We start from the raw sequence: 3,202 nt of genomic DNA, 5'->3' as shown, positions 1-3,202 counted from the left end.
AAGTGTCAACAGACCCTAGTTAATTCATCAATACCCGCTGTATATAAATTATCTGAGTTCTTGTCGATATAAGATTTATCCCCTTCAACATACGCTAATACTGTTACACGATTGTCAGCAGGACGTGGATCTTGTGTTTGTAATTCCACACTACATTCGCCATTTACAGTTGAACAGTTAGGTGTAATACTACCACCCTCTGTATTAAAACTTACGACTGTACCATCTGGTACTTTATTTCCTACACGATCACGTAGTCGAGCTGTGATAGTAGCTTTATCCCCATCTACATTCCACTGTAAAGCATTTTTACTTACAGAAAGACTAAAACCATTTTGTGTTACACGGCCTGTTGCTACTGAAACATCTTTAGATAATGCAGTAACCTGTGAGTCACTTACTAAAGTCGCCTTAATTTCTACAGGGCCAGGAATACTTCCTGGGAATACATCAACAATAACTCGCCCTTGATCATCAGACTTAATTATTTTACTTGTTTTATTATTTAAAGAAACAAATGAAAAATCATTTGGTGCGTAAACTAGCTCAACGTTCACATCCTGATTACGTGCAGGAATGTTGTTTGAATATACTGTAAATTCAACTTTTCCAGATGAACTTGATCCACTACTTAGAATGCCTAATTTTAACTCTCCAGAAGTATAAACTATGGAGTTTGCCTTAATCGCATTAATATTCACATTTTGAGTTGTAGTGACAGCCCCATTGTTTGCTAAAAGTGTTAATTTTTGAGTACCAGTACATAATTGACCACCGCTTGAAATAGCAGTATAGATAGTTTCAACAATCCCTTGATTAGAAAAAATTTCATTCGTGCTAAATGTTCCACATTCAGCTTCAAAGTTAACCTTAATATTGTTTAAAAGTACACCAGTATTTTTATCAACAGTATTTGCAGTTAATCTAACTGAGCCACCCGCTTCAATTGATGTACTTTCTAATTTAACGTTATCAAACTTAGTTTGTAATTGACCAATAGTGAAGTTTGTTGCCGCGGATTGAGCAGTATTTTCATTCATCTCAGCTGCAGCTGAAATTTTATACGCACCTGTTATTTGATCATCAACTGGTTTAATTGCAATGACAGCGACACCATTCATATCTGTCAATACAGAAGCATTGCTAGTACTAAATGCAATTCCTTCACCTGAAAAAGTAACTAATACACCACTTAAAGGTGATTTATTTTCATCTGTCACTTTAACTTGCGCAATAGCACCAGCACTTGTAATTACTGTAGTTATTTTGCCATTCTCATCAATGATTTCTACATTACTAATATTAAGTTTAGAAACTTCAGGATTTTCAATACCATTATCTGAACCTCCCCCAGTATTACCGGAATTTGATCCACTATTATAATATCCGTCACTACCACCACCGCCGCAGCCGGCCAACATTAGTGCAAAAGTAAGAGCAGATAACTTCATACTTAATTGTTTACTAATCATTTAAATCCCCAAGTCCCTCTATCTTCAGAGTTTGTTATCAATCTTTATTTAATTATGCGTTATGTAACCACAGTTGAGCTTTTATGTAAATAAAGGTAAGCCAAATGTTTTGTATGCTAGCTTATAACAATCAAATAAATTTGATAAGAGCAATAAATGTACGACTTAATCATTATCGGCGCAGGCACAGCAGGAATTAGTGCTTATAAAGAAGCTATTAAATATACCCAAAATATTTTAATTATTAATGCCGGTTCATGGGATACAACATGTGCTCGTGTAGGCTGTATGCCGAGCAAGCTTCTGATTTCTTCTGCTAACCGTATGCATGAGATAAAAACTGCAGAAAATCTCGGATTACAGCATGATGCCGTAATAAATACCTCCACCGTTATGGATCGCCTACATAAGCTTCGTGATCATTATATTCGGGCCACTTTAAAAGAAGTAGAACAATGGGATTCAACTCATAAGGTATCAGGGCACGCAAAATTTACCAATGCTCAAACAGTCCAAGTAGAAGGAAAATCTTATCAAGCTAAAAGTTTTATTATTGCAGTAGGCTCTCGACCAAATTTTGATGCTACCTTAAAAGATGAACTAGGCGATAAACTCCTGACATCTGATGAAATCTTTGAACTTACACAGCTACCTAAATCCTTAGCAGTGATTGGTAGTGGCGTTATTGCAATTGAATTGGCTCAAGCCATGCAACGTTTAGGGGTACGTACTACTATGTTTGCTCGTAGTCAGAAAATAGGTGCACTCACCAGTCCAACTCTACAAGCTTTGGTTAGAGAGCAATTAAATAACGAGCTGAATATCAAATTTAAAACTTTACCTAATCAAGTCAAACTCCTTACTGATCAGGTAAAAATTGACTATATAGAGAATGATCAAAAACAAAGTCTTGAAGTAGATTATGTACTCTCAGCTACTGGACGTAGTTCTAATTTAGATCGATTAGGTTTGGAAAAAATTAATCCTGAATTCCAAGATGTTAAAAAGCTACCTATTAATAAAAAAACCAAGCAATTAGAAAACTTGCCTATTTTTATTGTTGGCGATGCAGCCCCTGATGTCCCAATTCAACATGAAGCTGCCCATAATGGTAAAGAAGTGGTCCAGAACTGCTTAAATTTTCCAGATGTTCAGCCTATTTCTGCCCTAACTCCTTTGGCAATCGTATTTAGCCAACCAGAAATGGCGATTATTGGACAAAGTTTCAGACAGCTAGAAGAGAAAAATACGGAATATATTAGAGGCTTTGTATCTTATGAAAGACAGGGACGCGCGTTAATTCTTTCAGAAAATAAAGGTGGGGCTGAAGTATATATAGATAAAATGTCAGGAAAATTATTAGGTGCTGAATTATTCTGCCCTCAAGCCGAACATCTAGCACACATACTAGCCTGGATGATTGATGCAGAGCAGGATATTCATCAGATTCTGGCAAAGCCTTACTATCATCCGACTTTAGAAGAAGGGCTAAGAACAGCATTTAAACATGCTCGTCGTCAGCTTGATCAACAGGAAGTAATTGACAATTCTTAAATATCTTAAAGAAGGATAGATAAAATTTAATTACTTCAAACAATATGGTGCAGCTAATAGCTCTGAAGTTTTGGCTGCACCTTGTTACTCTTTAACTCTTTTTTTAGATCATAAAGTATCAATAGAAAAATCTATAACCATGAAATCCCACGCATAAAAAAGCCCCCTGCGTGAGC

General features: G+C 36.0%; 2 protein-coding genes. One reads left to right on the top strand and one right to left on the bottom strand.

The genetic code is table 11. From position 1 onward, the window contains the following. Nucleotides 1–5: 5 nt before the first annotated feature. Nucleotides 6–1,472, bottom strand: coding sequence for a hypothetical protein (locus G5T77_RS16220; protein WP_166139550.1), 1,467 nt, complete (start codon nucleotides 1,470–1,472; stop codon nucleotides 6–8). Between the two features lie 156 nt (nucleotides 1,473–1,628). Between G5T77_RS16220 and G5T77_RS16215 the strand changes: the two genes are divergently transcribed. Further along, nucleotides 1,629–3,026, top strand: coding sequence for a dihydrolipoyl dehydrogenase (locus G5T77_RS16215; protein WP_166139552.1), 1,398 nt, complete (start codon nucleotides 1,629–1,631; stop codon nucleotides 3,024–3,026). Nucleotides 3,027–3,202 lie beyond the last annotated feature (176 nt).

Source organism: Acinetobacter sp. GFQ9D191M, from assembly GCF_011174875.1.
In the GTDB taxonomy this organism is placed as follows: Bacteria; Pseudomonadota; Gammaproteobacteria; order Pseudomonadales; family Moraxellaceae; genus Acinetobacter.
This window is presented reverse-complemented; position numbering and strand designations above follow the sequence as displayed.